This window comes from Myxococcus xanthus, from assembly GCF_013116825.1.
GTDB lineage: Bacteria > Myxococcota > Myxococcia > Myxococcales > Myxococcaceae > Myxococcus > Myxococcus xanthus_B.
Genome location: NZ_JABFNS010000134.1, coordinates 1 through 26,365, shown reverse-complemented (window position 1 = coordinate 26,365; position 26,365 = coordinate 1). Strand labels below are relative to the sequence as shown.

24 protein-coding genes are annotated in these 26,365 nt (G+C 69.7%); 7 read left to right on the top strand and 17 right to left on the bottom strand.

Annotated elements, in window-relative coordinates; translation table 11 throughout:
• Nucleotides 1-319: 319 nt before the first annotated feature.
• The 9 genes from HNV26_RS30160 to HNV26_RS30120 all read right to left on the bottom strand — a co-directional run bounded on the left by HNV26_RS30160 (nt 320) and on the right by HNV26_RS30120 (nt 13,448).
• Nucleotides 320-1,264 carry a Hint domain-containing protein gene (locus tag HNV26_RS30160; RefSeq protein ID WP_171444774.1) on the bottom strand — a complete coding sequence of 315 codons (945 nt, stop codon included), beginning with the start codon at nt 1,262-1,264 and terminating at the stop codon, nt 320-322.
• A gap of 36 nt (nt 1,265-1,300) precedes the next feature.
• Nucleotides 1,301-2,638: a hypothetical protein gene (locus HNV26_RS30155; protein ID WP_171444773.1), complete on the bottom strand. Its 1,338-nt coding sequence runs from the start codon at nt 2,636-2,638 to the stop codon at nt 1,301-1,303.
• A gap of 12 nt (nt 2,639-2,650) precedes the next feature.
• Nucleotides 2,651-3,409 carry a hypothetical protein gene (locus HNV26_RS30150; protein WP_171452919.1) on the bottom strand — a complete coding sequence of 253 codons (759 nt, stop codon included), beginning with the start codon at nt 3,407-3,409 and terminating at the stop codon, nt 2,651-2,653.
• Between the two features lie 160 nt (nt 3,410-3,569).
• Nucleotides 3,570-5,096 (bottom strand): S8 family peptidase, encoded by a 1,527-nt coding sequence (locus HNV26_RS30145; protein ID WP_366817058.1) that lies wholly within the window; start codon nt 5,094-5,096, stop codon nt 3,570-3,572.
• 73 nt (nt 5,097-5,169) lie between these two features.
• The gene (locus HNV26_RS30140; RefSeq protein ID WP_171444571.1) at nt 5,170-6,501 is read right to left on the bottom strand and encodes a Kelch repeat-containing protein; all 1,332 of its coding nucleotides are present in this window, start codon (nt 6,499-6,501) and stop codon (nt 5,170-5,172) included.
• Nucleotides 6,502-6,530: 29 nt separating this feature from the next.
• A complete protein-coding gene (locus HNV26_RS30135) occupies nt 6,531-7,301 on the bottom strand; it encodes a hypothetical protein (RefSeq protein ID WP_171444572.1) in 771 nt (256 codons plus the stop codon).
• A gap of 118 nt (nt 7,302-7,419) precedes the next feature.
• On the bottom strand, nt 7,420-8,352 hold the full coding sequence (locus tag HNV26_RS30130) for a Hint domain-containing protein (RefSeq protein ID WP_171444573.1): 933 nt from the start codon (nt 8,350-8,352) through the stop codon (nt 7,420-7,422).
• A 687-nt stretch (nt 8,353-9,039) separates the two neighbouring features.
• On the bottom strand, nt 9,040-12,555 hold the full coding sequence (metH, locus tag HNV26_RS30125) for a methionine synthase (RefSeq protein WP_171444574.1): 3,516 nt from the start codon (nt 12,553-12,555) through the stop codon (nt 9,040-9,042).
• Nucleotides 12,552-13,448 carry an ArsR/SmtB family transcription factor gene (locus tag HNV26_RS30120; RefSeq protein WP_171444575.1) on the bottom strand — a complete coding sequence of 299 codons (897 nt, stop codon included), beginning with the start codon at nt 13,446-13,448 and terminating at the stop codon, nt 12,552-12,554. The genes metH and HNV26_RS30120 overlap by 4 nt, the downstream gene beginning before the upstream one ends.
• A 97-nt stretch (nt 13,449-13,545) precedes the next feature.
• Here HNV26_RS30120 and HNV26_RS30115 point away from each other — a divergent pair, with 97 nt between their 5' ends.
• Entirely contained in the window at nt 13,546-14,436 is an 891-nt protein-coding gene (locus HNV26_RS30115; RefSeq protein ID WP_140789107.1) for a patatin-like phospholipase family protein, read from the top strand.
• Nucleotides 14,437-14,439: 3 nt separating this feature from the next.
• Here the strand turns inward: HNV26_RS30115 and HNV26_RS30110 are convergent, their stop codons facing one another.
• Nucleotides 14,440-15,150 (bottom strand): hypothetical protein, encoded by a 711-nt coding sequence (locus tag HNV26_RS30110; RefSeq protein ID WP_171444576.1) that lies wholly within the window; start codon nt 15,148-15,150, stop codon nt 14,440-14,442.
• A gap of 293 nt (nt 15,151-15,443) precedes the next feature.
• On the opposite strand from HNV26_RS30110, the gene HNV26_RS30105 reads away from it, so the two are divergent.
• On the top strand, nt 15,444-17,057 hold the full coding sequence (locus tag HNV26_RS30105) for a S8 family peptidase (RefSeq protein ID WP_253817202.1): 1,614 nt from the start codon (nt 15,444-15,446) through the stop codon (nt 17,055-17,057).
• A gap of 71 nt (nt 17,058-17,128) precedes the next feature.
• Here the strand turns inward: HNV26_RS30105 and HNV26_RS30100 are convergent, their stop codons facing one another.
• The 3 genes from HNV26_RS30100 to HNV26_RS30090 form a co-directional block, all read right to left on the bottom strand.
• Nucleotides 17,129-17,572, bottom strand: a complete 444-nt coding sequence (locus tag HNV26_RS30100) for a CoA-binding protein (protein ID WP_171444578.1) — start codon at nt 17,570-17,572, stop codon at nt 17,129-17,131.
• Nucleotides 17,569-18,474 carry a hypothetical protein gene (locus HNV26_RS30095; RefSeq protein ID WP_171444579.1) on the bottom strand — a complete coding sequence of 302 codons (906 nt, stop codon included), beginning with the start codon at nt 18,472-18,474 and terminating at the stop codon, nt 17,569-17,571. Before HNV26_RS30095 ends, HNV26_RS30100 begins: the two co-directional genes overlap by 4 nt.
• A 78-nt stretch (nt 18,475-18,552) precedes the next feature.
• Complete coding sequence (locus HNV26_RS30090; protein WP_026114192.1) at nt 18,553-18,873, bottom strand: DUF2795 domain-containing protein; 321 nt, start codon at nt 18,871-18,873, stop codon at nt 18,553-18,555.
• Nucleotides 18,874-19,076: 203 nt separating this feature from the next.
• Between HNV26_RS30090 and HNV26_RS30085 the strand changes: the two genes are divergently transcribed.
• The 4 genes from HNV26_RS30085 to HNV26_RS30070 all read left to right on the top strand — a co-directional run bounded on the left by HNV26_RS30085 (nt 19,077) and on the right by HNV26_RS30070 (nt 22,411).
• Nucleotides 19,077-20,648, top strand: a complete 1,572-nt coding sequence (locus HNV26_RS30085) for a YiiX/YebB-like N1pC/P60 family cysteine hydrolase (protein WP_171444580.1) — start codon at nt 19,077-19,079, stop codon at nt 20,646-20,648.
• 7 nt (nt 20,649-20,655) lie between these two features.
• On the top strand, nt 20,656-20,931 hold the full coding sequence (locus HNV26_RS30080; protein ID WP_090491927.1) for a hypothetical protein: 276 nt from the start codon (nt 20,656-20,658) through the stop codon (nt 20,929-20,931).
• Between the two features lie 84 nt (nt 20,932-21,015).
• Nucleotides 21,016-21,840, top strand: a complete 825-nt coding sequence (locus tag HNV26_RS30075) for a SirB1 family protein (protein ID WP_171444585.1) — start codon at nt 21,016-21,018, stop codon at nt 21,838-21,840.
• 16 nt (nt 21,841-21,856) lie between these two features.
• A complete protein-coding gene (locus HNV26_RS30070; protein ID WP_171444581.1) occupies nt 21,857-22,411 on the top strand; it encodes an NUDIX hydrolase in 555 nt (184 codons plus the stop codon).
• A gap of 9 nt (nt 22,412-22,420) precedes the next feature.
• On the opposite strand, the gene HNV26_RS30065 is transcribed toward HNV26_RS30070, so the two are convergent.
• From HNV26_RS30065 to trxB, 4 genes are all read right to left on the bottom strand, one after another.
• On the bottom strand, nt 22,421-22,672 hold the full coding sequence (locus HNV26_RS30065) for a hypothetical protein (protein ID WP_171444582.1): 252 nt from the start codon (nt 22,670-22,672) through the stop codon (nt 22,421-22,423).
• Nucleotides 22,673-22,891: 219 nt separating this feature from the next.
• On the bottom strand, nt 22,892-23,386 hold the full coding sequence (gene moaC / locus HNV26_RS30060) for a cyclic pyranopterin monophosphate synthase MoaC (RefSeq protein ID WP_171444583.1): 495 nt from the start codon (nt 23,384-23,386) through the stop codon (nt 22,892-22,894).
• Nucleotides 23,383-24,567: a trans-sulfuration enzyme family protein gene (locus HNV26_RS30055; protein ID WP_171444584.1), complete on the bottom strand. Its 1,185-nt coding sequence runs from the start codon at nt 24,565-24,567 to the stop codon at nt 23,383-23,385. The genes moaC and HNV26_RS30055 overlap by 4 nt, the downstream gene beginning before the upstream one ends.
• 97 nt (nt 24,568-24,664) lie before the next feature.
• Entirely contained in the window at nt 24,665-25,627 is a 963-nt protein-coding gene (gene trxB / locus HNV26_RS30050) for a thioredoxin-disulfide reductase (RefSeq protein WP_011552047.1), read from the bottom strand.
• Between the two features lie 72 nt (nt 25,628-25,699).
• On the opposite strand from trxB, the gene HNV26_RS30045 reads away from it, so the two are divergent.
• Complete coding sequence (locus HNV26_RS30045) at nt 25,700-26,158, top strand: Crp/Fnr family transcriptional regulator (protein ID WP_011552046.1); 459 nt, start codon at nt 25,700-25,702, stop codon at nt 26,156-26,158.
• Nucleotides 26,159-26,365 lie beyond the last annotated feature (207 nt).

Genomic DNA, 26,365 nt, shown 5'->3' with positions numbered 1-26,365 from the left:
GCCGCCACCACCACCGCCGTCATCGGGGAACTCCTCGACCATGACGAGCTCCTCCTCCCTCCCCCCAGGCCCGCCGGCTGGGGCCGCGCTCGCGGCTCCGAGCGAGCCGCAGAAGGCGGTGAGGACGGCCAGTCCCATGGTGCGTCTGTCTTTCATCAGTGATGACATTGTCATGATTTGACCTCGCTGAAATCCATCTACGGACACGACAAAATCCGGTGCCCGCCAGAAGCAGGCGGGACCGGATGGCTGGGGACAGGGTTTGTGAACAGAGGGCTACCGGAGCGATAGGACAAGCGCTCCGGCGGCAGGGATGCGGCTACTCGCCCGCGGGGACGAGGACTTCCGGCACGTTGCTGCGCAGAATCATCCGGTTCATCTCTTCAACGTACTCGCTCTGGAAGCGCTGCGAGCCATTGAGGTAGCCCTGGGCGATGATGATGTTGGACGTGAGGTCCGTCGTCACCGGTCGCACGTTGTAGGCGCGGGTGTACTCCCACTTCGTGTCCAGGGAGACGATTTCATCCGTCTGGCCATGGCGGTCCACGAGGCTGTCACCCACCCCGAGTTCACGGGCCCGCTTGAGCGTGCCGTCCGGCGTGACGAGCGGGTGCTCGGTGGTGACACGCAGCGCTCCGCCGGAGCGGGTGCGGAAGGTGAGGATTTCCTGCTTCGTGGCGTCACGGTCCAGCGTGTAGTGCTCGACCTTGTTGTCCAGGAGCTCGACGGCGGAGAACGACGCCTCGGGCGAGAGCGTCACCAGGTCCATCCGCCCGGACTCCAGGGCCTCGCGGATGCCCATGGCGCCGTCGGACAGGAGGATTTTCTGGTCCGGTGTGTAGCAACCCGGCTCGCACACGCCATCCATCTGGATGTTCGCGGGCTTGAAGGTATAGGGGACGGAAGTCTGGATTTGCGAGCCCGTGTACGACGCCGTCGCGGTCCCATACGCGCCCGGTCCCTTCCAGGGCGTGTACATGTTGTCTGGGTCCACGTAGACGGGGTACAGCCAATAGCCCAGGGCCACGGCCTGGTTGGCCTCCAGCGTGTAGCTCGAGTGCCAGTAGTTATGGTCCAGGCCTCCCCACGTCGTGATGTTGTAGGGGTTCTGCTGCTGCCAGCGCTTCGCCCAGCGCTGGCGGCCCTCGGCCTGATCCGCGGTGAGCTGGTCGAACGTGCATCGATATTCGTTGGGCGCCCACGCGGCGAAGGCTGACGACGACATCGTCAGCGAACTGATGACCGCGAAGATGGTCTTCTTCATGTCTTACCCCCTGATGGTTGGTTGAAGAACGGCCTGCTACGGGCTCGTCGCGAACTGGACGACGAACACGTCCTGTCCGCCCTGGTTGGGTGCCCCCAGGTTTCCTCGGGTCGTTCCCCACCCCAGAGCCATTCCTGAGCTGGTCATCACCACATCGCGCAACTGGTCGTCCGCGTCCGTCCCCCACTGCCAGGCGCGGTCCTGGGTGCCCGACCTGTCGAACCGGGCGACGAACGCATCGAGCCCGCCCTGGTTGGGCGTGTCCGTCATTGCACCGGCCGTCCAGCCCGCGACATAGGCATGGCCTGCGCTGTCGACGGTGAGCCCGGTGGCCAGGCTCAGGTGGCTTGCCGGCCCGATGCGGCGCGTCCACTTGTGCTCTCCCGACGTCGAGTAGCGCATCAGGAAGGCGTTGGGGATGCCGTCGTTCTCGAAGGCGTTGGGCTGGGTCAGGTCACTGTAGGAGATCGCGAGCACGTAGATGCGATCGTTCCCGTCCTGGGCGACCGCGATGGCCGCGTCGATGTCTGGCGTTCCCACCTGGGCGGTCCACTCCAGGTTCTGAGCACCGTCGAACTGGCGGATGAAGATGTCCGTGGAGCCCTTGGGTTGAGCGGCCAGGCGGCCCTGGGTCGAGCCGACGACCCAGGTCCTCCCGCTCGGTGACACGGCGATTCCCTCGCCGCGGTCATGGGCCTGGTTCAGGGAGCCGAAGACATCCTTTTGGGCCTGCTGGCCCTGGTCGTCAATCTGGAGCAGCGTGACGTCGAAGCCATTGGCCGGCGTCTCCAGCGTGGCCCCCGCGATGCCAATCCGTCCGTTCGGACGGAGCGCGGCGGAGAGGCCGTAGTCCTCCTCCCGTGTGCCGTGCTGGACGAGCCAGGAGCGCCGCCCCTCGTTGTCATACCGGGCCACGAACACGTCCGCGCCACCGGCGGAGAACTGCCCCGGGAGCGAGTCTTGCGTGATGCCGACGACGTGCGCCTGGCCCTCGCTCGTGACGACCACGTCCCGCGCGGCGTCCTCGCCCGGCGAGCCGAACTGGTGAACCCAGTTGAACTGAAGGAGCGAGGAGAGCTTCGCCAGGAAGACGTCCTGCCCCCCCCCCTGCTCTCCCGGCTCTCCGAAGGCGCCGCTCGTGTTGCCCGCGAGGTAGACGTTGCCTGCGTCGTCACGCCCGAGCGCCACCGCCTGGTCGTCCGCTTCCGACCCGAACTGAAAGAGCACTTCCCCCGTGAGAGGGTTCCCGCAACCGTCCGTCTGGTGTTGGTTGAGGACGGGCTCGGCCGCGCCCGGCTCGGAGGACGGCGCGTGACAGCCACAACCGAGCGAGAGGATACCTACGAGGATGGAGCAACGCGGGATGCTGGACATGGTGGAGCGACCTCAGGGATTCGATGTCTGTTGTTGACGCGCGAGCGCCCAGAGCGCGTCGAACCTGACGCGGGCATACTCGAGCAGGGGTTCGTAGGGGGTGCCTCGGGACTGCGCCAGCAACTGCTCCGCTCGGGCCCGGTCGTTGTGGAGGAGAATCATCATCATCTCCACCTTGTCTCCCGACAGCGAGCGCCGCACGTCCAGGTCCTGGGTGGAGCGGATGTTGCGTGCCATCACGAGCGATTCGACGGTATCGAGCAGATGCGCCCGCTCGGGATTGTCCTTCCATTCGAGCGCCATCCCCAGATACTCGACCCGGTACATCCGGCGGAATTGGTTGTCATCGCTGTAGGTCTGTTCGCTTTCAGCCAGCAGGTCCCGCCGCGCCACTTCAATCCGTGCGCGGTCCTTGTAGATGCCGCGCAGCTGCTCCCGCTCCTCTGGCTTGAGGAGCACCTTGCGCTGCAACGTCCGGAACTGGGCCAGGTCGGGGTTGCCGGCCATCATCTCATCCCTCAAGTCGTCCACCCGGAACCGCGGGCGGCGCTGCCCCACGGCCTCGCCCGGCGCGGCCGGCTCGGAGATGACCACCGGCGTGGCGTCCTCCGCGGGCAACTTCACCAGGGGCTGCGCGGCGGGGGGCGCGGGGGGAACGGACGCCGTGACGGCGGGGGCCGGAGGTGGTGCCTCTGGCGACGGGGCTGGAGCCCGAGCAGCACCGTTCCAGAGCGCGAAGAGCAGCGCGGCGGCAACACAGGCGACGCCCACGCCAATCCCTGCCGTGCTTCTTGGAGAACGTGGCATCTGAGGTCCTTGAAGGGGTCTACGCCCAAGAAGAGGGAACAACCTGGGGCCCGGCCCCTCCGGGAAGAGGCCGGCGCCCTGGAGCGGTGCTCCACTCCAGGGCGGGATTCACGAGCGACGGGGCCTAGAAGATGCCCAGGCGGTTGAGCGCGGCGCGCAGGTTGGGACGGGGCCCGATGCGGCGGGCATCCGGGGCCTGGGCGCTGCCGGTGCTGGAGAGCACGTCACGCAAGGCCAGCGGGCTCAGCGGGAACCGGCCACGGGCCTGGAGCGCGCCCTGGAGGGAGGCGGCGGCGCCGGTGATGATGGGCGAGGCGCTGGAGGTCCCGCTGAAGGTGGCGGTGTAATAGGTGTCCTCCGTGCCGCCACTGAAGCGATCGCCGTAGCCCAGGGTGACGACGTTCTCGCCCCATCCGTGGACGTCGGGGCGGCTTCCGTAGTTCGTCCAGCACATCGGCGCGCGGCCCTGCGAGGAGCCGGCCGCGACGACGATGGCGCCCGAGTCGCGCACGTCGCGGTTGAAGGCGTTGTTGTAGGCGGCGTCATCCAGATTGGAGCTGCCATTGCCCGCGGCCTCGACGACCACGACGCCATTCAAGGTGGCCTGGACGATGGCGTCGAACTCCGCCTGCCAGTACTCCATGGCGATGTAGTCGCACTGACCGAAGTTGCAGGTGCACGGCGTGCTGTTGGGCGGCCCCTGGCGGTGCAGCTCGATGAGGACGACGCCACCAGCGCCCGCGGCCACCGCGGCATTGGCGATGGCGCTGGCCGCGCTCTGGGCGCCGATGGACTCGTAGCCCGCCCGCGCGGCGTGGGCGATACCCGTCACGCCGAAGCCATTGGCCACGCCCACGATTTCGCCCAGCACGGCGGTGCCGTGGTTGCGCCAGCCCAGGTCATTGAACTGGGCGCCCCCCTGGTGGAAGAGGCCAGGCATGTCCTCGTGGGTGGTCCGCCAGCCACCCTCCACGTCCACGACCTTGACGTTCGCCCCGCTGCCACCCGCCACCGTCCACGCGTAGTGCGCGTCGATGCCAGTGGGCGCGGCGCCCAGGTAGCCCTGCTCACCCTGGAGGTTCGGGCCGGCCTTCAGCAGCATCGGCGTGAGGAAGTTGGGCCAGTTGACCGCGGCGGGCTCCGCGGCGGGCTCCGCGTAGGCGGTCTCCACGCTCGGCAGCGCGTCGAGTTTCTCCACCAGGCCCCTGACTTGCTCGAAGGTGGTGCCGGGGCGGATGGGAACCTCGAAGTAGAGGTTCAGGTCGGCGACCTCCTGACCGCTGAGGGTCTCCGTCGCGAACTTGCGCGTGTCGAGCAGCTTCTCGTCGGCGGTGAACATCCGGCCCAGCCCGCGTGCATGCGGGTCGGCGGCGACGAGCGAGGCCACGGCGGCCATGTCCGCCGCCACGGCCGGGCCCGTCAGGCCCCGCTGGCTCAACTGCCCCAGCTCGCGCGCGCCACGCGTCTCGGACAGCGCGACGAGCTGCTCTCCGCGCAGGCGAACGCGGGTGCCTTCGTGGAACTTCACGACGACGCGCGGAATCTCCACGTTGCGCCGCAGCTCCACCACGCCCTTGCGAGCCAGTGGCCGGGACTTGAGCTCGAGCCCATCCGCAGCGCTCGCGGGGAGCGCCATTGTCAGGGCGAGCACTGCGACGAACAGCTGCGAAACCGAGCTCTTCCGCCTTCCAGTTCTTCCGTGCATGAAACGGCTCCTTGGTTGATTACTGCTGCCCACGGCTGTTGAAGCGGGCGACGAAGACGTCCTGGCCTCCGGCATGGGCTCCGCCGAGACGGCCCGTGGTGTAGCCAGCGATGACGACGTCCCCCGCGCGGGTGAGCGCGACGGCATGGGCTTCGTCCATGCCCGGGGTGCCCAGCTGTCGCGCCCACAGGCGCGTGCCGTGGGCGTCGTACTTCACGACGAAGGCGTCTCGGCCTCCCTGGTTGGGACCGTCCATGGCGCCGTGCGTCCCTCCGGCGACGTAGATGGCGCCGTGTTCGTCCACCGCGAGCCCCGTCGCGCGGTGGAGCTCACGGGGGGAGCCGATGCGCTGGACCCAGTGCAGGCGCCCCATGGGGTCGTACTTGAGGAGGAAGGCCGAGGAGATGCCGTCGTTCTCCGCGCGGCCCGTGGCCAGGTCGCTGAAGGAGAGCGCCAGCATGAGGATGGAGCCGTCCGGCGCGATGACGACCTTCAGCCCCGCGTCGATGTCGGGGGTGGCCGGCTGCCGCGCCCACGTCAATCCCAGCGCAGGGTCGAGGTGAGCGAGGACGGTGTCGAACGAGCCCGCGTTCGCCGAGGCGAACCCACCCAGCGTGGCGCCCACCAGCACGACGGAGCCATCCGCGCTGACGGCGACAGCCTCCGCCCGGTCATGCCCGTCCGTCCCATGGCGACGCGTCTCGAGCCCCATCCCATCCCGCGAGTCCAGCACCTCGACGCGCATGTCGAAGCTCACGTTGGGCTTCTCCATCGACCCGCCCGCGAGAAAGACGTGGCGGCCGTCCCGCGAAAGGGCGACGCCGAGCCCGGTGTCCTCCTGGGCGGAGCCGCGTTGGACGAGCCACTCCAGCGCGCCTCCAGCATCGTGCTTGATGGCGAAGGCATCCCCCTGACCGAGGTTGAAGGCGCCCGGCATCGCCAGGGGCGTGCTGCCCACCACATAGGTTTCGCCCTGGGGAGAGACGGCGAGGCCCTTCACGGTGTCGTCCCACTCCGAGCCGTACTGATGCAGCCACCGAGGCTGGGCGGTGACGTCCAGGCTGGCCACGAAGGCGTCCTGGAACAGGCCTCGCGTGAGGCTCTCCTCCTCCAGCACGCCCCAAGTGGTGCCCGCCACGAAGATGTGGCAGTCGGCGTCGAGCCCGACGTCCACCGCCACGTCATCACCAGGGCTGCCGAACTGGATGATTCTCCAGGAGGGGGACAGACATCCCCCGCCGCCGACGAGGACGGGATGTTCGGAGGGCGTGAGCGGCCCCTCGAAGGGCGCGGGGGGCTGGCAGGCCGCGAGCGCTGGCAGCAGCCAGAGAGGGAAGGAGCGGCGGGACATGCGGAGACCTCTGGTGGGGGCGCCGGGCGTCATGGCTGTTTCGCGGCGAGCGCCCAGAGCGCGTCGTAACGGGTCCGGGCGTGCTCGAGCAGCGCGCCCAGGCGGGAGCCGTGCAGGCTCTGCAGCATGGACTCGGCGCGCGCCCGGTCGTTGTGCAGGAGAATCATGAACAGCTCGACCTTGTCGCCAGACAGGGAGCGGCGCAGTTCGAGCTCCATGTCAGGGTTCAGGTTGTCGGCGCGCAGCAGCTCCTCGATGTCGTTGAGCAGCGCGGGGCGCTCCGGGTTGTCCTTCCACTCGAGCGCGGAGCCCAGGAACTCCACCTGGTAGAGCCGCCGGAACTGCGCATCCTCGGAGAAGGTCCGCTCCCCGGTGGCCAGCAGGTCCGCCTTCGCGGCATCAATGACTTCGCGGTCCTTGAAGAGGGATTGGAGCGACGCCTGCTCGTCACCCTTTCGCAACACCTTGCGCTGCAAATGACGGAACTGCGCCAGGTCCGGGTTCGCGGCCATGACGCGCTGGCGAACCGCATCCAGCGGGGAGCCAGGCCGCGCGAGCGCGGCTGGCACCGGGCCCGAGGCCGGCGCGAGCGGCGTGTTGACCAGGACGGTGGCCCCCTGAGCCAGCCCCGGGCGCGGCGTGGGCACGGTGGCGGGCGCGGGGACGTGACGAGGTTCGGGCACCGCCGCCACGAGCGGGGCGGAAGGCGGCACAGGAGACGGCTCCGGGAGCAGCAACCAGAAGACAAACGCCGCCGCCAGCGCCAGGGCGCCGATGAGGGGCAGGACTGTTCTGGGCATGAGAGAGAAACGGGCCATCTTCGGTGGACCTCGCGTCTGTGAATCAGGGAGGACGGAGCCCCCGTGTCTACCGGGGGCCCGGTCCGGGGCTGCCTGGGATTCAGGGGAGAGTCACCCCTTACGGGATGAGCTCATCCGGGACGTTGACGCGGAGGATGAGGCGGTTGAGCTCCTCCACGTACTCGCTCTGGAATCGCCCGGAGCCGTTGAGGTAGCCCTCGGCCACGAGGATGTTGGAGGTCAGGTCGTGGGTGACGGGGCGCAGGTTGTAGACCTTGCCGAACCAGGCCTGCTGCTGGATGCCGGTGATTTCGTCCGTCGTTCCGTCCTGCCGGACCAGGTGCTCTCCGGCGACGAAGTCCTTGGCCTTCTTCATCGAGCCCTCCGCGGTGACGAGCGGGTGCTCGAGCGTCACGGACAGGCTGCCCCCCGACCGAGTGCGGAAGACGAGGATGTCCTGCTGGGCGGGGTCGCGGTCCAGGGTGTAGCGCTCCACCGTGTTCGGCATGGTGCGCAGGTTGCCGAACGAGGCATCCGGGGAGAGCGTGACGAGCTCGGCGGCGCCAGCCTCCTGCGCCTTCTGGATGGGAACGTAGCCATCCTGGAAGAGCACCTTCTGGTCCGGGGTGTAGCAGCCCGGCTCGCAGACGCCGTCCATGATGATATGCACGGGCTTCGCGAGGTGGTTCAGCGCGTCAATCTGGTTGCCGGTGAGGGCCGCGGTGTCAGTGCCGAGCGCGCCGGGGCCGCGCCAGGGCTCATAGCCCGTGTTCGGATCCACATACACCGGATACACATGGGTGTTGAACAGGTTCAGGGCGTCCTGCGCGTCCTGGTCGTAGACGGTGGCCCAGAAGCGCTGATCCTTCCCGGCCGAGATGTTGTACGGGTCCGCGTCTGCCCACCGCTTCGCCCAGGACTGACGGCCGCGCGCCTGGTCCGAGGTGAGCTGGTCGAACGCGCAACGATAATGACTGGGCACCCACGCCGCCGTGGCCTGTGTGGCAATTCCGAAGGCAACTGCGAGCGTCGGCAGAAATGTCTTCTTCATGCATCCTCCTGATTGGAAAGACTCACGTCCCCTGTCGCCGAGAACGTGATGACGACAGGGACTGTCGCCCGCACCCGTGCCGTGGGCACACGGCCCCACTGCCCTGCTCCGGGAGCGGTTTTCTGCGCTGGCAATCCCGCAAACGAGAGAGCAGAACAGGCTCCTCGCGAACCGCCAGCGGGCAATGCCTTGAACTTTGTGTGTGATTGCGTGGGTTCCGCGGGAAGAAGCGGACGTGCTAGGCGGCACCAGGCCGCTGGGCGGTCCACGACCTCGCGGCCCGGCCAGGAGCGGATGCGCTCCTGACGGTGCGATGGAAATGACAGTGATTCGCCTGGAGTCTCACGGCGGTGTCTCCCCCCTCAAGGGCGCTCGAGGCGCCCCCATTCAACTGGACTGCAGGAACGGCCGGCATCATACCGATAGTGAACCCGCAATCAATGCCTTCAACTCTTTTTCTGCCAGATTGAGATGACATGGATTCATGGCTTCCAGGCGCCCTGAAAACATACACCCCGCCTCAGAGGCGCTAGATGAAAGCCCTTACGCCAATCCTGAGTGTATTTGCCTGCCGTCCGAGCAGCGGCATCAGTGCAACCCCTTACACCGCTCCGCATGGCGGAGTCCCGCCGCGGGCGAGCGTTGCCTGCGCGGCGGGACGAACTGCCAGCATTCACTTCCGAGCCGTCACGTCACGGAGAAGTACGACGCCTGCGGATGGTGGAAGACGATGGCGGACACCGAGGCCTCCGGCTCCATCATGGAGCCGTCCGTGAGCTGCACGCCGATGTCCTCCGGCCGCAGCGCCGCGAACAGCTTCGACTGGTCCTCCAGCCGGGGACAAGCCGGGTAGCCGAAGGAGTAGCGCTTGCCCACGTACTCCGCGCGGAAGCGCTCCAGCATCGTCATGTCCTGCCGGTCCGGCGTGCCCCACATGCTGCGCAGCTGCGTGTGCAGCAGCTCCGCGTAGCCCTCCGCCGTCTCCAGCGCCAGCGCCTGCACCGCGTGCATCTTCAGGAACTCGCCCTTCGCCTTCAGCTCCTCGGACAGCTCGCGGATGCCGGAGCCCGCGGTGACGACGAACATGGCCACGTTGTCCGTCGGCGCGCCGCCCTCCAGGGGGCGCAGGTAGTCCGCCAGGCACAGGCCGCCTTCGCGGTCCTGGCGCGGGAAGTCGAAGGACGCGGCCTCCTTGCCGGACGCGCCGTCGAAGAGCACCACCCGGTTGCCGTCACTGCCCGCCTTGTAGAACTGGAACACGGCGCGCGCCTGCATGCGGCCGCCGCGCAGGAAGCCCTTCAGCTCCTCCACGGCCTCCTTGAGGGCGAGCGCCTTGCGCCCCTCCTCCGTCTTCGCCAGCTCCGCCTCGGCCGGCGTGCCCAGGACACGCGATGAAGAGCGCAGGCCCAGGTGCCGCCCGTACAGCATCACCGGGTTGATGAACTTCCAGATGTGGTCCAGCGGCGTGTTGGACAGCACGTGCCGCTCCCAGTCCGGCGCGGACGGCACGGCGTCCAGCACCTTCACCTCGGCGCTGCGCCCGCGCGTCACGACCGCCGCCGGAGCCGGCCGCTCCTTCACCTCGCGCGCCAGCTTCTCCCGGCGGACGGCCAGCTCGCCGCGGAGCTTCTCGTGCGAGGACGGGTCGACAATCTGCTTGGCCAGCTCGAGCCCGTTCATCGCGTCCTGCGCGTAGGCCACCGTGCCGGCGCCGTAGGCCGGGGCGATGTTGCGGTCCACGAAGTTGCGGCTGAGCGCGGCGCCGCCCACCAGGATCGGCACGTCCACGCCCGCCCGCTTCAGGTCCTCCGCGGTGGCCACCATCTGGTGCGCGCTCTTCACCAGCAGGCCCGACAGCCCCAGGATGTCCGGCTGGTGCTCGCGCACGGCCTGCACCAACTGCTCGGGGGGCACCTTGATGCCCAGATTCACGATGTGGAAGCCGTTGTTGGCCAGGATGATTTCCACCAGGTTCTTCCCAATGTCGTGCACGTCCCCCTTCACCGTGGCGAGCACCACCTTGCCGCGCATGGCCGCCTGGGCCTTGCTCATGTGCGGCTCCAGGAAGCTCACCGCCGCCTTCATGGACTCGGCGCTCTGGAGCACCTCCGCGACAATCAGCTCGTTGGCGCCGAAGAGGCGGCCCACCTCGTCCATGCCCTTCATCAGCGGGCCGTTGATGATTTCCAGCGGCGAGTACTTCTGCATGGCCGCTTCCAGGTCCGTGGTGAGGCCGTCACGCGTGCCTTCGATGATGTAGCGCTGGAGCCGCTCCTCCAGCGGCAGCGTGCTCACCTGGGCCCGCGCGGCCTTGCGCTCACGGAAGGCCGCGGCGAAGGGCGTCACCGGGTCCGCGCCGCGGTTGTAGAGCAGGTCCTCGGACAGCTTGCGCTCTTCCTCGGGGAGCGACGGGTAGCGCTCCAGCTTCTCCGAGTTGACCAGCGCCATGTCCAGGCCCGCCTGGACGTTGTGGTACAGGAAGACGGAGTTGAGCACCTCGCGGCCCGCGGCGGGCAAACCGAAGGACACGTTGGAGATGCCCAACACCGTCTTGCAGCGCGGGAAGCGCTGCTTGATGAGGCGCACGCCTTCAATCGTCTCCACGCCGCTGCCGATGTACTGCGCGTCGCCCGTGGCACAGGGGAACACGAGCGGGTCGAAGTACAGGTCCTCCGGCTTCATGCCGTACTTCTTCGTCAGCAGCTCGTACGAGCGCTCCGCCACCTCCAGCTTGCGCTGGCGCGTGACGGCCATGCCCACCTCGTCGATGCAGCCCACCACCAGGGCCGCGCCGAAGCGGCGCGCCAGCGGCACCACCTTCTCGAAGCGCTCCTCGCCGTCCTCCAGGTTGACCGAATTGATGATGGCCTTGCCCTGGCTGTAGGTGAGCGCCATCTCGATGACGCGCTCGTCGGTGGAGTCAATCATCAAGGGCACGCGCACCTTCTTGATGACCGCCTCCAGGAAGCTGCGCATGTCCTCCATCTCGTCCCGGTCCGGGTTGGCCAGGCAGATGTCGATGACCTGCGCGCCCCGCTTCACCTGCGCGCGCGCGATCTCCGACGCGTCGTCGAACTGGCCGGCGACGATGAGCTCCTTGAACTTCTTGCTGCCGATGACGTTCGTGCGCTCGCCCACGATGAGGGGGCGCTGCTCGTCCGTCACCTCCAGGTAGTCCACGCCGGACAGCGAGGCCCGGGGACGCGGCGAGCCCGCGCGCGGCTTCAGCCCCTGCACCGCCTTGGCCATCGTCTCGATGTGCCCCGCGTGCGTGCCACAACACCCTCCCACCACGTTGAGCCAGCCCTGCTCGCAGAATCGCCGCACGGAGCGCGCCAGCATCTCCGGCGTCTCCAGGTAGTTGCCGTTCTCGTCCGGCAGGCCCGCGTTGGGCACACAGGACACGGGGAACGCGCTCATCGACGCCAGCGAGCGCAGGTGGTCCGTCATGAAGTCCGGGCCCGTGGCGCAGTTGAGGCCCAGGTACAGCAGGTCCGTGTGCTCCAGCGACGCGGCCAGGCTCTCCACGCTCTGCCCGGCCAGCATGGTGCCCATGGGCTCAATCGTGCCGGACACCGCCACCGGCAGCGCGTAGCCCAGCTTCTGGAACGCGCGCTCGGCGCCCAGCAGCGCCGCCTTCACGTTGCGGGTGTCCTGCGCCGTCTCAATCAGCAGGTAGTCCGAGCCCCCCAGCGCGAGCCCTTCGGCCTGCACCGCGAAGTTGTCCACCAGCTCCTCGAAGGTGACGCCGCCGGTGACGCTGATGGCCTTGGTGGTGGGGCCCATGGAGCCCGCCACCCAGCGCATGCGGCCGTCCTTCGCCTCGGCGGCGGCGGCGGCGTTGCGCGCCAGCCGGGCGGAGGCCTCGTTGATTTCGAGCGCCTTGTGGCCCAGGCCGAACTCCGCCAGCACCAGCGGCGTGCCGCCGAAGCTGTCCGTCTCCGTCACGTCCGCGCCGGCCTCGAAGTAGCGCGCGTGGATGCGCTCCACCAGCTCCGGCCGCGTGAGGACGAGGTGCTCGTTGCACCCCTCATACTCCGGGCCGCCGAAGTCCGCCGCCTTGAGGTCCTCGTTCTGGAGCAGCGTGCCCATGGCGCCATCCAGCACCAGCACGCGCTCACGCATCGCGGCGCGCAGGGCCTCCACGCGACGGCCGTTCTCACCAGGAGGCAGCGGGAGGGCAGCGGGGACAGGGCTCGTCATGACGGTTTGACTCCAGTCAGCAGGAAGACACGAAAGGGACTGGCCCCGTCCCGGGCGTGCGTCTCCCGGGTCAGGGACGTGAAGCCGGCCTCGCGCAGCGCGGCTTCGAGGGATTCAGGCGCGAAGCCCAGGTGCCGGTGGCCCAGCCGCTCCAGCACCCAGCGCTCCTCGTGCGGCATCAACTCCAACAACACCAGCCGGCCGCCCGGCTTGAGCAGGCGGGCGGACTCGGACAGCACCGACTGCGGCTCCTCCACGTGGTGGAGGCTCTGCGAAATCACCACCAGGTCCAGGCTGCCGGACGCGAGCGACAGCCGGTGCAGGTCCTCGCGGAGGAAGCGGATGTTCTCCAGGCCCTCGCGGCCCGCCCGCTCCCGCGCCTGGTCCAGCGCGTCCGCGTTCTGGTCAATGGCCCACACCCGCCGCGCCCAGCGGGCGATGGCCACGCTCAGCACGCCGGTGCCGCAGCCGAAGTCGGCCACCTCCAGCGGCGGCAGCAACGACGCCAGCGCGCCCGCCCACAGGAACCACGACTGCCCCGGCTCCAGCAGCCGCTCGTTGAGGGCCTGCCGGTCCTCGCGCGCCCGCAGCAAATCCTTCAGCCGCGCCGAGTCCCCCGCCGCGTCCTCCGCCTGCCGCGCCATCTGGATGAGCGGCCAGCGGCCGTCCGCCTGCTCCAGGGCCAGCGAGTAGTAGCTGTAGCCCGCGTGGCGCTCCTCGCGCAGCAGGCCCAGGCCCTTCAGCTTGCCCAGGTGATGGGACACGGAGGACTGCGCCACGCCCACCAGGGACACCAGCTCCGTCACGTTCAACGGGGCCTCCGCCACCAACCGGAGGATGCGCAGCCGCGTCGGGTCTCCGAGCACTCGGAATGACTGGGACAGCTCTTCCATATCGCTGCATCAACATATGTCGATGCCGGACACAAGGCCAGTACTCTCTAGACGCGACGCGTTGCCTGTGCCCCGGCAGTCGCGTACAGGGCGAAGCATGGCGACTCCCACCCACACCCCGACCCTCCACGAGCTGCTCGCCGGCAAGCGCTTCGGGCTCGTCCTCTCCGCTGGATATTTCGGCTTCTACGGTCACGCGGGCTTCCTCAAGGGACTGGCCGCCGCGGGCCTCAGTCCTCATGCCTACGCGGGCACGTCCGCGGGTGGCATGGTGGCGGCCTACGCCGCCGCGGGCACGCCGGTGCGTGACGTGGAGGAGCTGGTGCTGCGCCAGACGCGCGCCAACTTCTGGGACCCGGACCCCATTGGCGCGGTGCTCAACGCGGACGCGGCGGGACACGGCCTGACGGGCCTGCTCAAGGGTGAGCGCTTCCGCAAGCTGCTGGATGCCACGCTGCCGGTGCGCACCTTCGAGGAGCTGCCGCACCCGCTGCTGCTGGTGGGCGCCAACCTCACGCTGGGCAGCCACGACGTGTTCACCTCGGGCGAGCTGGCCCCGCGCGTCCACGCGACGTGTGCCTATCCCGGCCTGTTCCGCGCGGTGCCCCTGGAGGGCAGCCTGTACTGGGACGGTGGCCTGGTGGACAAGGCGCCCGCGCTGTCGCTGCACGAGAGCGCCGTGGGCGCGGAGCTGGACGCCATCCTCGTGCACTACCTGCCCAGCAAGACGCGCAAGGTGGTGGGCGGCCCCATGGCGTACGCGCAGGGCCTGGCCGCGGGCTCGGCGGCGCTGCGGCAGGACCACTTCCGCCTCCAGCTCACCGTGCTGGAGCAGAAGCAGGTGCCCGTCTACGTCGTCGTCTCCAACCTGCCGCCCGTGTCTCCCACCACCATGGAGCGCGGCTTCGACGCGCTGGACCAGGCGAAGCTGGCCGCGGAGCGCGCCCTGGCGCGGCCTCCGGTGCCCTTCGCGCAGGCGGAGTGGTGAGCCTCAGCGCAGCCACACCATGAGCAGCGCGGGCGTGGCCGCCACGAGCACGCCCGCCCCGAAGGCCAGCAGCACCTGGAGGAAGAAGAGGTCCTCCAGCGTCTCCACCAGCATCATCTCCACGCGCTCGATGCCCAGCGCCTCCAGGTTCCGCACCGCGGTGGCGGTATCCGGCGCGGAGACGACGGCGCGCAGCGCCAGCGCGCCCAGGACGCGGCGGGACTGCTCCATGAGGAAGCGCTCCACCTCCGCCATGCGCGAGGCCGGCGCTTCACCCCGGGCCTGCTCGGCCTGCCGCAGATGCTCGCTCATCGACTCGTTCACGACGCGCGACAACTCCTCGCGCGACAGCGAGCCCGAGCCCTGGAGCCGCCGCGCCACCTGCACCGTGACGGGCTTGAGCACGGCGTAGACGCGGGCCACCACGCCCCGCGCCCTGGCCTCCTCGGCCAGCCGCCCCGACACCGCCTGCAGCATGAACGCGTAGCCGCCCGCCACCGACAGGGCCAGCGGCGGCACCACCGCCCCCAGAATGACGAGCCACGTGGGCGCGGGCGGAACGCCCAGCCACCGGGGCAACGCGTAGGTGGCCGCGCCCACCGCCAACCCCACCAGACCGAAGAGCGCTCCGCCTTTCAGCGCGCCCCAAAGCCCCACGCCCATCCACCGGAAGGCCACCAGCAGCCCCTGCCCCAACGCGCCTGCGACCCGCATCGACCCACATGCTCCCGGGACGGAAGACCGCCCTTGTCCCCCGCCGCGGCGAAGAGCCGGTTCCAGGGGGAGCCACAATTCCATGAGAGGCGCTCCCGCGCCAGTGACGCACGCCGTCGACGCGGGCGCGCGTCTCCTCCAACAGGACACGCCGATGTCGGCTTCCGGACGGACACGGAGGCGGGCCCCCCATTTCGCGACAGACCAGAAATGCAAGATGCCCGTGTGAACCCGTCCACTGGGCAAGTGGACCTGGGCCACGGCCGTCCCCCCTTCCGATGTGGAGGCTGTCCATGCCGATGTCGTCGCTCCTGTCGATGCGCCCCCTGCGGTGCGCAATGCTGTCCCTGTCCGTGCTCGCCTTCGCCCCCTCGGCGGTGGCGGCGCCGCCCGCGAAGGCCCTGAAGCCTCGCGCGCTCGTCACCAAGCCCACCGGCCGCGAGTTGGCCGGGGACACCTACGTGGAGCGCATCGTGGTGAAGTTCCACGAAGGCAGCCGGGTGCGCCTGCGCGACCAGCAGTTGGTGGTCCTGTCTTCGGACCGGGACGCCGCGGAGCGCTCGCTGCTGGCCGGACGTGGGCTGGGTGATGCGCGCCTGGCGGCGGACCTGGGCCGTGTGACGTCACTGCTGGAGCGCGCGCCCCGCATTGGCGCCATGGCCCGCCTGTTCGACGAAGCCGAGTCCACGCTGGAGGCGCGCAAGGCCGCTGGGGAGCGGCAGAGCGGTGAGCAACTGGCGGACCTGAACCTGTACTTCGAAGTCCCCCTGATGCCGGGCACCACGTCCGAGCGCGTGGCCGACCTGGTCGCCGCGCTCAACGGCCTGGACGGTGTCGAGGTGGCCTACGCCGAGCCGCCCCCCGAGCCGGCCATGGTGGACTTCGGCATGGACGCGGCGGTGCGCAGCCTGCTGGCCGCGGCGGACCTCCCACCCGTCACGCCGCTCTACGAGAGCAACCAGGGCTACCTCAACGCCGCGCCTGGCGGCATCGACGCGAAGTACGCGTGGACGGTCCTAGGCGGCCAGGGGCAGAACGTGAAGGTGGTGGACATCGAGGGCGGGTGGCGCACCACGCACGAGGACATGCCCGACCTCTTCCACATGGGTGGCACCCAGTACACCGACCGGAGCTGGCGCGACCACGGCACGGCGGTGCTGGGTGAAATCGTGGGCGCGCGCAACGCCTATGGCGTGACGGGCATCGCGCACCAGGCCAAGGCGGGCTACGAGTCCATCGGGGCCCAGAGCACGGCGAGCGCCATCACCCGGGCGGCCACGGCCGCGGGGCTGGGTGGCATCGTCCTCATCGAGCTGCACGCCCGCGGCCCCTCGGACGGCACGGCGTGCTCATGCAACACCTCCCAGTGCGACTACATCGCGATGGAGTACTGGCAGGCCAACTACGACGCCATCAAGACGGCCACCGCCAACGGCGTCATCGTCGTGGAAGCGGCGGGCAACGGCAGCGCCGACCTGGATGCGCCCGCGTACGGGAGCGTGTTCAACCGCGACACCCGGGACTCGGGGGCCATCATCGTGGGTGGCAGTACGGCCACCACGCGCCTGCCCATGTGCTGGACGAACTTCGGCAGCCGCGTGGACGTGCACGGCTGGGGTGAGCGCGTCTACACCATGGGCTACGGCAACGTGTTCGGCGCCAGCCATGGCGAGGACCAGTTCTACACGTCCAGCTTCAGCGGCACCTCCAGCGCGTCCCCCATCGTGGTGGGCGCCGCCGCCAGCGCGCAGGGCGTGGCCCTGGCCAACGGGCGACGTCTGACCAGCACGCAGATGCGCTCGCTGCTGCGCGCCAACGGCACGCCGCAACCCGCGAACACGCGCCAGATTGGCCCGCTGCCGGACCTGCGCCAGGCCCTGCCCAAGGTCATCGCGGGCGACTACTGAGCCGGACTCCCGGCACGCCCCCACCTTCCGCCTCAGGACGGGTGGGGGTGCGTTTCCGGGCGGCGAAGTGACTACCGCGCGCCGTAGCGGCGGTGGTCCACCATCAGGCAGCGGTCCTGCACCACCTGGATGCCCGCCTTCGCCAGCTTCTCCGCCGCAGCGTCGTTGCGGATGCCGGACTGGAACCACACCGCCTTTGGCTTCTTGGCGATGAGCTCGTCCACATGCCCGTCGATGTCCTGCGGCCTGCGGAACACGTCCACCAGGTCCAGGTCGCCGGGCACGTCCGTCAGCCGCCGGAACACCGGCTTGCCCAGGATGTGCGTCACGTCCGGGTAGTAGACGGGCACGGGCACCACCTCCACGCCCGAGCGCGCCAGGTAGTCCGGCACGTAGTAGGCGGGCTGCCCTGACTGCTGCTCCGTCTTGATGCCCAGCACCGCCACCCGCCGGGCGCTCTTCACCACGCGCTCCACACCCGCTTCGTCCTCGATGAGGTTCTGCTCCCAGCTCATCGCGCCTCCTCCTGGAGCCCCTCTGCCCGGGTCTCCGTCGTGACAGTCCACGCTTCGCCCGCCACCGTCGCCCGCACCGTGAGTTGGCGGCTCACGGGCATGAAGCGCCCCCGGCCCACCAGCTGCTCTCCCTCACACGACACGCCCGGCGTCAGCTCCGGCCGGCCCGCCATCACCCACGCCTCCGACAGCGCGTCCGGCGCGTCCTCCGGCACCGAGTCCAGGCAGCGCAGGCCCAGCACCACCGCGTCTCCCAGCGGCGTGTCCCGCGTGCCTTGAACCGTACGCTCCAGCACGTAGGCCACCTGGCGGTCCCCCACGGGCACCAGGTCCACCACCCAGCTCTGCTGGCCCTCCACGAGGTTGCGCTGGAAGAGGCCGGCGAACTTCACCTCCCACTCACGCCGCGCCCGCGTCTCCAGGGCCTCGGGTTCAAAGAAGCGCTCCAGCACGCCCGCCTCCGTGCCCGCGGGCGCCACCTGGCGGAGCGCCTCCTGTGCGGCTTCGGGGGCCACCAGCTTCACGAAGGTGCCATCCGCCGCCAGCCACGCCTGCAGCGTGAAGCGCGCCAGCACGTCCGCCACGCCGGTGGGTACCTCCTGACCATTGCGCGTCAGGCGCGAGCGCGGCACCGCCTGCGCCAGCAGCCAGCCCCCTTCGGAGGGCGTGAAGCGCGTCTGCGTGGTCAGCTCCACTTCCTCGCGAAGGGTGTCCCCCCGCCGCTCCACCGAACGCACGCTGCGCTGCGTCTCCGTGAGCACGCGGTCCACAGGGGGCTGGAAGTCCAGCCGCACCGACGCCGGCCGCGGCTCCGAAGGCGACACGGAGAGCGGCGCCTTGTGGCTACAGGCAGTGGCGGTCAGCGACAGGAGGAGACTGGACGTCAGGGGGCCGGGACGCATGCGCCGTCACACGCTGGCAGAAAGCGCCCGCGCCCGCGAGCGCTTCCACCTGGCCTCCCCTCCCCAACGCCCACCGGTTCACGGATGACGCGTCTGGCCGTCCGGTGCATCCTCCACCGCGTCCCGCCCGATGTTGCGGCGGTCCCGGTTCACCCCGTCATCGTCGTCCCTCGAGCCCCCCAGGGCGGAGCGGCGGGAGGCCTCGGAGAGGTCCCGCTGCACGGCCTCGCGGGTGGCGTACTCGCGGCGCGGCAGGCATTTGAAGAGGTTGATGACGTCGGGGGGGGCGCCTGCGTCAGCGGCAGCCGCCGCCAGTTGCTCCCGTTCGACGGGGTACTCCACCGCGTCGAGGTGCGGGGTGATGGAGAGCGCTGGATCCTCCGCGAGTCCATAAGCCATCGTCTGTCTGCCTTTCCGCCGGGGCGCGCTGGCCCCGGCACCGGTGCGTTCGTGTGCAATGACAACGTGGGGATGGCCGGGGCGCGGGACCACCCGGGGCGCCCCCGTCCCAGCCCCTGTCCAGCCAGGGGGACAGGCGCCCTGGCCCCTTCCCGGCTAAGGTGTCGCCCCGCGACGCCATCCTCGCAGGAGTCCCACGCCCCATGTCCGCCGCGCCCCTGCTGATTGCCTGGCTCACGCTCGCCAGTACGCCCGCCGCCCCGCCGCCCGTCCATGACGTCTTCGCCCTGGAGGAAGCGGCCTTCGTCGCCCAGGCCCAGACGGACCTCGCGCTGCTGGAGCGCCACGTCCGGGGCCTGCGCGGGCTGCAGGAGGCCGTGAAGCAGTCGCGCGCCGTGTACCTGCAGAAGCAGAGCGTGCCGTACACGCCGGACCAGAAGCAGTTGCTGCTCAGCACCTGGGCGGCCTTCTTCGACTACTTCGTGTCCGTGGAGGTCATCCGCCAGCGCTACTGGGACTTCGTGAAGGTGCCCGCCCACGCGCATCCGAAGAAGCACGCCTGGGGCTTCCTCCTCACCCACGGCGCGCTCACCACGGCGCTGGCCCACGGCCTCACCTACGCCGAGCTCACCCTGGGCAAGAAGCAGCTCGAGGTGCTGCTGGACGAGCCCGCGCCCGAGTACGGCCTGCCCGCGCGCGCCTTCGCCCGGTTCAAGGACAAGGCCATCCACGTCTCCACCAGCACCCAGCTGCTCACGGGGGATGGGTACAAGGAACAGCTCCGCCCGCTGCTGGTGAAGGCTGGCGCGCTGGACGCCCCGCGCGTGCCCTGGCTGCTGCAGGAGGTGAAGCACAACAGCAAGGTGGCGAAGGGACTGCTCACCCGGCGCGGCGCCACGCTCTTCGCCAAGGCCACGGCGGACCTGACGGCGGACACCGCGCAGCGCGCCTTCTTCCCCGTGCAACGCGCGGTGGCCGAATGGATGGGCGACACCCGCGTGCGCCGCGTGGGCCAGCCGCTCATCTCCCGCGAGCAGGCCCTGTCCCTGCTGGAGAAGATGGAGCCCGGTGACATCGTGGTGGCCCGGCAGAACTGGTACCTCTCCAACATCGGCCTGCCGGGATTCTGGCCACACGCGGAGCTCTTCATCGGCACGCCCGGCCAGTTGGGCGCGTACTTCGACGAGGACTCGGACGTGAAGGCCTGGGTGGCCACCCTCCCCGGCGCACCGGGCTCGCTCACCCAGCACCTGGCGCGCGCATTCCCCGCCAAGTGGGCCGAGTACACCGGCAACGACGCGCACGGCGACCCCCTGCGCATCATCGAATCCATCAGCGAAGGCGTGTCCTTCACCGGCCTGGAGCACGGCCTGCGCGTGGACTACCTGGGCGTCATGCGCCCGCGCCTGTCCCGCCTGGAGAAGGCCCGCGCCATCGTGCGCGCCTTCACCTTCCAGGGCCGCCCGTATGACTTCGACTTCGACTTCTTCTCCGACCAGACGCTCGTGTGCACGGAGCTGGTGTGGAAGTCCTACGCTCCCGCGGGCGACATGACGGGCCTGCGCATCCCCCTGGTCAGCGTGGCTGGCCGCCGCACCCTGCCCGCCAACGAGTTGGTCCGCCTCTTCGACGCGGAATACGGACGCGAGGACCGGCAGCTGGACTTCGTGGCCTTCCTGGACGGCCGGGAGGCGGAAGGCAACGCCAGGGAGGCGGACGCCGCCGCTTTCCGTTACAGCTACCGCCGTGCCAAGTGGGACATCGCCCAGGAGTAGACACACGATGACGGAGCAGATGGCCGAAGAGATGCTGCAGCTGTCCACCCAGCTCTTCGAGAAGATGATTTCCCAGCAGCAGGCCAAGGTGCTGCGCCTGGCCCGCGAGGCCGTGCCCAACATCTCCCCGGAGGAGGTGCGCAATTCCCACGACTTCCCGGAACTCAAGGAACATCCTACATTTGAGTTCGAGGATGGAATCCTGTCCGGGCTGATTGCGGCCCAGATTGCCCTGCGGGCGGAAATCAAGGGACGGCTGCCGCTTGAACCTCCAGCATTCTGACGCTCGGCCGCCTGCCTTTGCCGTCCGGGCCCTCGTGGGTTACTGGTTCTCGCCGTGAGCATTCCCTCTGGATTCAGCCCACCGTTGGCGCGGGAGCGGCTGGTGTCGGCCCTGGCCGCGGAGCCCCCGCGGCTGGACTTGGCGGCGCTGGCCATCGCCACGCTGGACAAGCCCCTGCTGGACGCCCCGGGGTGCCTGCACATGCTGGACGTGCTCGCGTGCCGGGTGCAGGTGGAGGCGGAGCGGCTGAGCGAGAAGGGCGAAGTCCTGGCGCCGCTGCGCGCCTTGCGCCACGTGCTGGCGGACATCGAGGGCTTCCGCGGCAACGAGGACGACTACCACTCCCCGGAGAACAGCTTCCTGGACCAGGTGCTGGAGCGGAAGCAGGGGCTGCCGATTACGTTGTCCGTCGTCTACCTGGAGGTAGCGCGTCGCGCGGGCATCTCCCTGTACGGCGTCCCCTTCCCCGGCCACTTCCTGGTGGCGCACGACGCGGGGGACCACAAGCTGGTCATGGACCCGTTCCACCACGGGGACATCCTCACCGAGCACGGCTGCGAGGAGCTGCTCAAGCGCGTGGCGCCGCAGCTCAAGTTCGACCGCACCATGCTGGCGCCCGCGCCGGTGGAGCTGATTGCGTACCGGATGCTGTCCAACCTGCGGCGCGTGTACCTGGGCAGAGAGGATTGTGAGCGCGGGCTGGCGGTGGTGGACCTGCTGCTGCTCCTGGCGCCGGACCACCCGGGCGAGCTGCGCACCCGCGCCGCGCTGCTCGGCAACCTGGGGGCGTACCGCGCGGCGCTGAAGGACGTGGAGCGCTGCCTGGAGCTTTCGCCCGAGGCCCCCGACCGCGACCGACTGGAGATGACGGCCCGCGAGCTGCGGGAGCGCGCCGCGCTGCTCAACTGACGGGGAGGACCTTCACGTGGCTCGAGAGGTGAAGCCCTGGCGCCGGCTGCGGCGAGGGCTGGAGCATGACTTCAGCGTCGCCCGGGTGCGCGAGGACTGGTGGGCGGACCCGCGCACGGGCCATGAACACCCACGCGTACGCGTCGACTGCGCGGACTGGGTGAACGTCATCGCGGTGACGCCGGACGCGCAGCTCGTGCTGGTGCGGCAGTTCCGCTTCGGCGTCGAGGCATCCACTCTGGAGCTCCCTGGCGGAATCGTGGAACCGGGCGAAGCGCCGGAGCGGGCCGCGGCGCGCGAATTGGAAGAGGAGACGGGCTACGCGCCAGGCCGCCTGGTGCCGGTGGGACAGGTGCACCCCAACCCCGCGTTCCAGGGCAACGTGTGCTTCAACTTCCTCGCGCTCGACTGCGTGAAGCGGCACGAGGGGCGGCAGGACGCGGGCGAGGACATCGCCGTGGAGCTGCACCCGCGCGCCGACCTGCAGCGCCTCATCCTGGAAGGACACATCTCCCACTCGCTGGTGGTGGCGGCCTTCTTCCAGGAGCGCCTGCTCAGCGAGTCGAAGTAGGCCGGTGCCTCAGGGACGCGAGCAGCCGCAGCCGCAGGCGTCGACGAAGGGCGACTCGCCCCGGGCACAGACGAAGAAGATGACCTGGCACTCCCTCCTGTCCTCGGACACGTAGCGGCGCTGGGCCGCCTGTGCTTCGCAGGCGGCCCGGTCCGCCACGGGCTGCGACACCTCGGCCGCGTCGCCCTCTTCCGTGAGCGCACCGCAGCCCGCGGCCCCCAGGGCCGTCAGCAGCGTCAGAACGCCCCTCAGGTCGAACACCCGTCACCTCTCGAACCGGCGCATGTCCTTCGCGCCCGCCTGGACTGAAGCGCAACGTGGGGGCCTTCCCCGCGCACCGGGAGCCCCCTCGGGGACGAGCGTGCCCTGGGCGTGCACGGCGTCACATTCGTGGCGTGTGGAGGCGGACAGAAGGCGGGGCTCGAACCCGCCTGTGTCCGCCAACGCACGGGCACCTCGGCTTCGGGGGAGGCCCTCCCTTCAGCGGGCCTTCTTCGCGCGCGTCCGGCGTCGCGGCGCAGCCGCCTCCGCCAGCGTGGCCTCCTCCCGCTGCCACGTGCCGGAGCGCCCGCCCGACTTGTGCTCCAACTGCACCGCGTCCAGCACCATGCCGCGGTCCACGCTCTTGCACATGTCATAGACGGTCAGCGCCGCCGCGCATGCCGCGGTGAGCGCCTCCATCTCCACGCCGGTGCGGTCCACCGTCTTCACCTGCACGCGGACCCGAAGCCCCGCGTCCTCCGGCGCCAGCGTCACCTCCACGCCCGACAGCGCGATGGGGTGACAGAGCGGAACGAAGTCCGGCGTGCGCTTGGCGGCCATGATGCCGGCGAGCCTCGCCGCGGCCAGCACGTCCCCCTTCTCCACCTTCCCCGCCAGGATGCGCTCGCGCGTATCGGGCAACATCCGCAGCAGCGCGGTGGCCACGGCCACGCGGCCCGTCTTCGGCTTCTCCCCCACGTCCACCATCTTCATCGGCGCACCCCCTGGGCCACCGCGGCGAGCAGGTCCTCCACGATGTCGTCCGGGTCCTCCAACCCCACGGAGACGCGGATGAGATTCTCCCGGATGCCCGCGGCCTCCCGCTCCTCCGGAGTGAGTCGGCGCGCGCTGGCGCTGGCCGCGTGCATCACCAGCGTGCACACATCCCCCAGCGAAGGACCGGGCCGCCCCACCTTCAGCGCCTCCAGGAAGCGCATGCTCTCCGGCCGCCCCGCGCCCTTGATTTCAAAGGCCACCATGGGGCCGCCGCCTGGCAGCAGCGCCTGCGCGGTGGCGTGGTCCGGGTGCGAAGTCAGCCCCGGGTAGATGACCCGCTCCAACAGGGGCGACTCCGCGAGGCGCCGCGCCACATGCGCCGCGTGCTCGACATGCGCCTTCATGCGCACCGGCAGCGTGCGCAGGCCGCGCAGGGTGAGCCACGCCTCGAAGGGCCCCAGCACGTCACCCGCCAGAACCCGCGCGGCGCGCAGTGGCGCCATCCGCTCACGTGAGGCGCTCACTGTGCCGCCCAGCGCGTCGCTGTGCCCGTTGAGCCACTTGCTGGTGGACTGCACCGCGTAGTCCGCGCCCAGCGCCAACGCGCGCTGCCCCACGGGCGACGGGAAGGTGCCATCCACCACGAACGTCGCGCCCACGTCCTGGCAGGCCCGCGCCAGCACGCGCAGGTCGGGCACGCGCAGCAGCGGGTTGGAGATGCTCTCCGCCAGCACCATGCGCGGCTTCAGCGCTCGGATGCGCTCGGGCACCTCGGGGTCCGTCATCAGGAACGCGTGCAGCTCCACGCCCAGCGTGGCGCACAGGCTCTTGTACAGCGCGCGCGTGACGCCGTAGCCATCCGCCGGCATCACCAGCCTGTCACCCGCCCGGAAGTGCTGGGCCTCGAAGACGGAGCGCAGCGCGGCCATGCCGCTGGCGTAGGCCACGCAGTCCTCGGCGCCTTCCAGCGCGGCCACCGCCTCCTCCAGCAACGTCGTGTTGGGCGCGCTGATGCGGGCGTAGGCGTAGTCCTTCCCGTCCAGGGCGCTGTCCAGGTCATCGCTGCTGTCGAACCAGTTCACCGCCGCCGGGTGGATGGGCGGCGACACCGGCACCGCCTTGCTTCCAGCCAGCCGCGTCCCGGCGTGCACCGCCACCGTCTTCTGCTTCGAGCTCATGGGGATTGCTGCGTCCTTCGCGGGAATGGAAAGGCCGGCCCCGGGAAGGGGCCGGCCTGGGAATGCTCAGCGGAGCCGCATGAGCGGGTGCGACGGACTACTCGCCGTGCTCGATGAGCCAGCGCTCCGCGTCGATGGCGGCCATGCAGCCCGTGCCCGCCGCGGTGATGGCCTGGCGGTAGTAGTGGTCCTGCACGTCGCCGCAGGCGAACACGCCCTCGATGTTGGTGCGCGTGGAGCCCGGCACCGTCTTGAGGTAGCCGCCCTGGTGCGTCTCCAGCACGCCCTGGAACAGCTCCGTGTTGGGCGTGTGGCCAATGGCCACGAACAGGCCGGTCGCCTTCACCTGCTGGCTGTCACCCGTCTTCAGGTTGCGCACCACCGCGCCATTCATCCCCTTCGCGTCGCCGAGGACCTCCTCCACCGCGGAGTCCCACATGAAGGAGATTTTCGGATTCTGGCGGGCGCGCTCCTGCATCACCTTGGAGGCGCGCAGCGTGTCGCGGCGGTGGATGAGGGTGACGTGGTTGACGATTTTCGCCAGGTACGTCGCCTCCTCCATCGCCGTGTCACCGCCGCCCACCACCAGCACGTCCTGCTTCTTGAAGAAGGCACCGTCGCAGGTGGCGCACGCGGAGACGCCGCGGTTCTTGTAGGTGTCCTCGCCCTTGACGCCCAGCCACTTGGCGGTGGCGCCGGTGGAGATGATGACCGTCTCCGAGCGGCAGCTGACGCTCTCCCCCTGGATGAGGAAGGGACGCTGGGAGAAGTCCACCTTCACCACGTTCTCCATGTGGATGGTGGTGCCGAAACGCTCCGCCTGCTTCTGGAAACGATCCATCAGCTCCGGGCCGGTGATGGCCTCCGGAAAGCCCGGGTAGTTCTCCACGTCGGTGGTCACCATGAGCTGGCCGCCCGGCACCCGCTGCGGGTGCTCCAGGGTGGGGCCCCCGGCGAACACCACCGGCTGCAGGTTGGCGCGCGCGGCGTAGATGGCCGCGGTGTAGCCCGCGGGCCCCGAGCCGATGATGGTCACCTTGTTGATCTTCTCCTCCGCCACGACTCCTCCCAAATCTCGTTGATGGCCCCAAGGTACCAGAGCGCCTCGGGCGCGTGATACGAAGCTGGCCTCATGGATGCCGCCGTCCTCAAGAAGGTTGCGCTGTTCGAGGGTTTGACCCAAGGACAGCTCGCCAAGGTCGCCCAGATTGGTCACTCCCGGACCTACCCGGCGGGCGCCTTTCTGTTTCGTGAGGGGGAAACCGGCCAGGAGATGTTCGTAATCGCCGAGGGCAAGGTCCGCATCTCCAAGTCGGTGCCCGGCATCGGCGAGGAGGCGCTCGCCATCCTGGAGCCCGGCCAGTATTTCGGTGAGATGGCGGTCATCGAGGATTCGCCGCGCTCGGCGGACGCCATCGCCCACGTGAGCTGCTCCGTCTGGGTCATCGAGCGCTCCCGGTTGGACCAGCTGATGTTCACCGACAAGGACCTGGCGTACGTGCTGCTCTGGACCTTCGTCCGCACGCTGAGCGAACGGCTCCGCGAGACGAACGAGAAGATCAAGGGCTTCTTCGCCCTCTCCCGCTTCTGACAGTCCATCTCAACGCCCGAGAAGCCAGCTGGTGCAGGGATGTCCGTCCGGCATCCGAGCCCCTTCCCATGTGTCGGGACGGGTGCGCACCCCACTCCCCAGGTAGCACAAGCAGGCACACGGGTTGCTTTGTCCCCGCTCCGTGGAGGGCGGCGGGATGGAGCAGGCGGCGGCGGGAGCGGCGTGGGCGGGCGAAGGGTCGGTGAG

Bases quoted from the DNA above. Each gene is read 5' to 3' on its own strand.
- HNV26_RS30160 (WP_171444774.1), bottom strand. From the start codon at position 1,264: ATGAAGAAGACCATCTTCGCGGTCATCAGTTCGCTGACGATGTCGTCG.
- HNV26_RS30155 (WP_171444773.1), bottom strand. From the start codon at position 2,638: ATGTCCAGCATCCCGCGTTGCTCCATCCTCGTAGGTATCCTCTCGCTC.
- HNV26_RS30140 (WP_171444571.1), bottom strand. From the start codon at position 6,501: ATGTCCCGCCGCTCCTTCCCTCTCTGGCTGCTGCCAGCGCTCGCGGCC.
- HNV26_RS30135 (WP_171444572.1), bottom strand. From the start codon at position 7,301: ATGCCCAGAACAGTCCTGCCCCTCATCGGCGCCCTGGCGCTGGCGGCG.
- HNV26_RS30130 (WP_171444573.1), bottom strand. From the start codon at position 8,352: ATGAAGAAGACATTTCTGCCGACGCTCGCAGTTGCCTTCGGAATTGCC.
- metH (WP_171444574.1), bottom strand. From the start codon at position 12,555: ATGACGAGCCCTGTCCCCGCTGCCCTCCCGCTGCCTCCTGGTGAGAAC.
- HNV26_RS30120 (WP_171444575.1), bottom strand. From the start codon at position 13,448: ATGGAAGAGCTGTCCCAGTCATTCCGAGTGCTCGGAGACCCGACGCGG.
- HNV26_RS30115 (WP_140789107.1), top strand. From the start codon at position 13,546: ATGGCGACTCCCACCCACACCCCGACCCTCCACGAGCTGCTCGCCGGC.
- HNV26_RS30110 (WP_171444576.1), bottom strand. From the start codon at position 15,150: ATGCGGGTCGCAGGCGCGTTGGGGCAGGGGCTGCTGGTGGCCTTCCGG.
- HNV26_RS30105 (WP_253817202.1), top strand. From the start codon at position 15,444: ATGCCGATGTCGTCGCTCCTGTCGATGCGCCCCCTGCGGTGCGCAATG.
- HNV26_RS30100 (WP_171444578.1), bottom strand. From the start codon at position 17,572: ATGAGCTGGGAGCAGAACCTCATCGAGGACGAAGCGGGTGTGGAGCGC.
- HNV26_RS30095 (WP_171444579.1), bottom strand. From the start codon at position 18,474: ATGCGTCCCGGCCCCCTGACGTCCAGTCTCCTCCTGTCGCTGACCGCC.
- HNV26_RS30090 (WP_026114192.1), bottom strand. From the start codon at position 18,873: ATGGCTTATGGACTCGCGGAGGATCCAGCGCTCTCCATCACCCCGCAC.
- HNV26_RS30085 (WP_171444580.1), top strand. From the start codon at position 19,077: ATGTCCGCCGCGCCCCTGCTGATTGCCTGGCTCACGCTCGCCAGTACG.
- HNV26_RS30080 (WP_090491927.1), top strand. From the start codon at position 20,656: ATGACGGAGCAGATGGCCGAAGAGATGCTGCAGCTGTCCACCCAGCTC.
- moaC (WP_171444583.1), bottom strand. From the start codon at position 23,386: ATGAAGATGGTGGACGTGGGGGAGAAGCCGAAGACGGGCCGCGTGGCC.
- HNV26_RS30055 (WP_171444584.1), bottom strand. From the start codon at position 24,567: ATGAGCTCGAAGCAGAAGACGGTGGCGGTGCACGCCGGGACGCGGCTG.
- HNV26_RS30045 (WP_011552046.1), top strand. From the start codon at position 25,700: ATGGATGCCGCCGTCCTCAAGAAGGTTGCGCTGTTCGAGGGTTTGACC.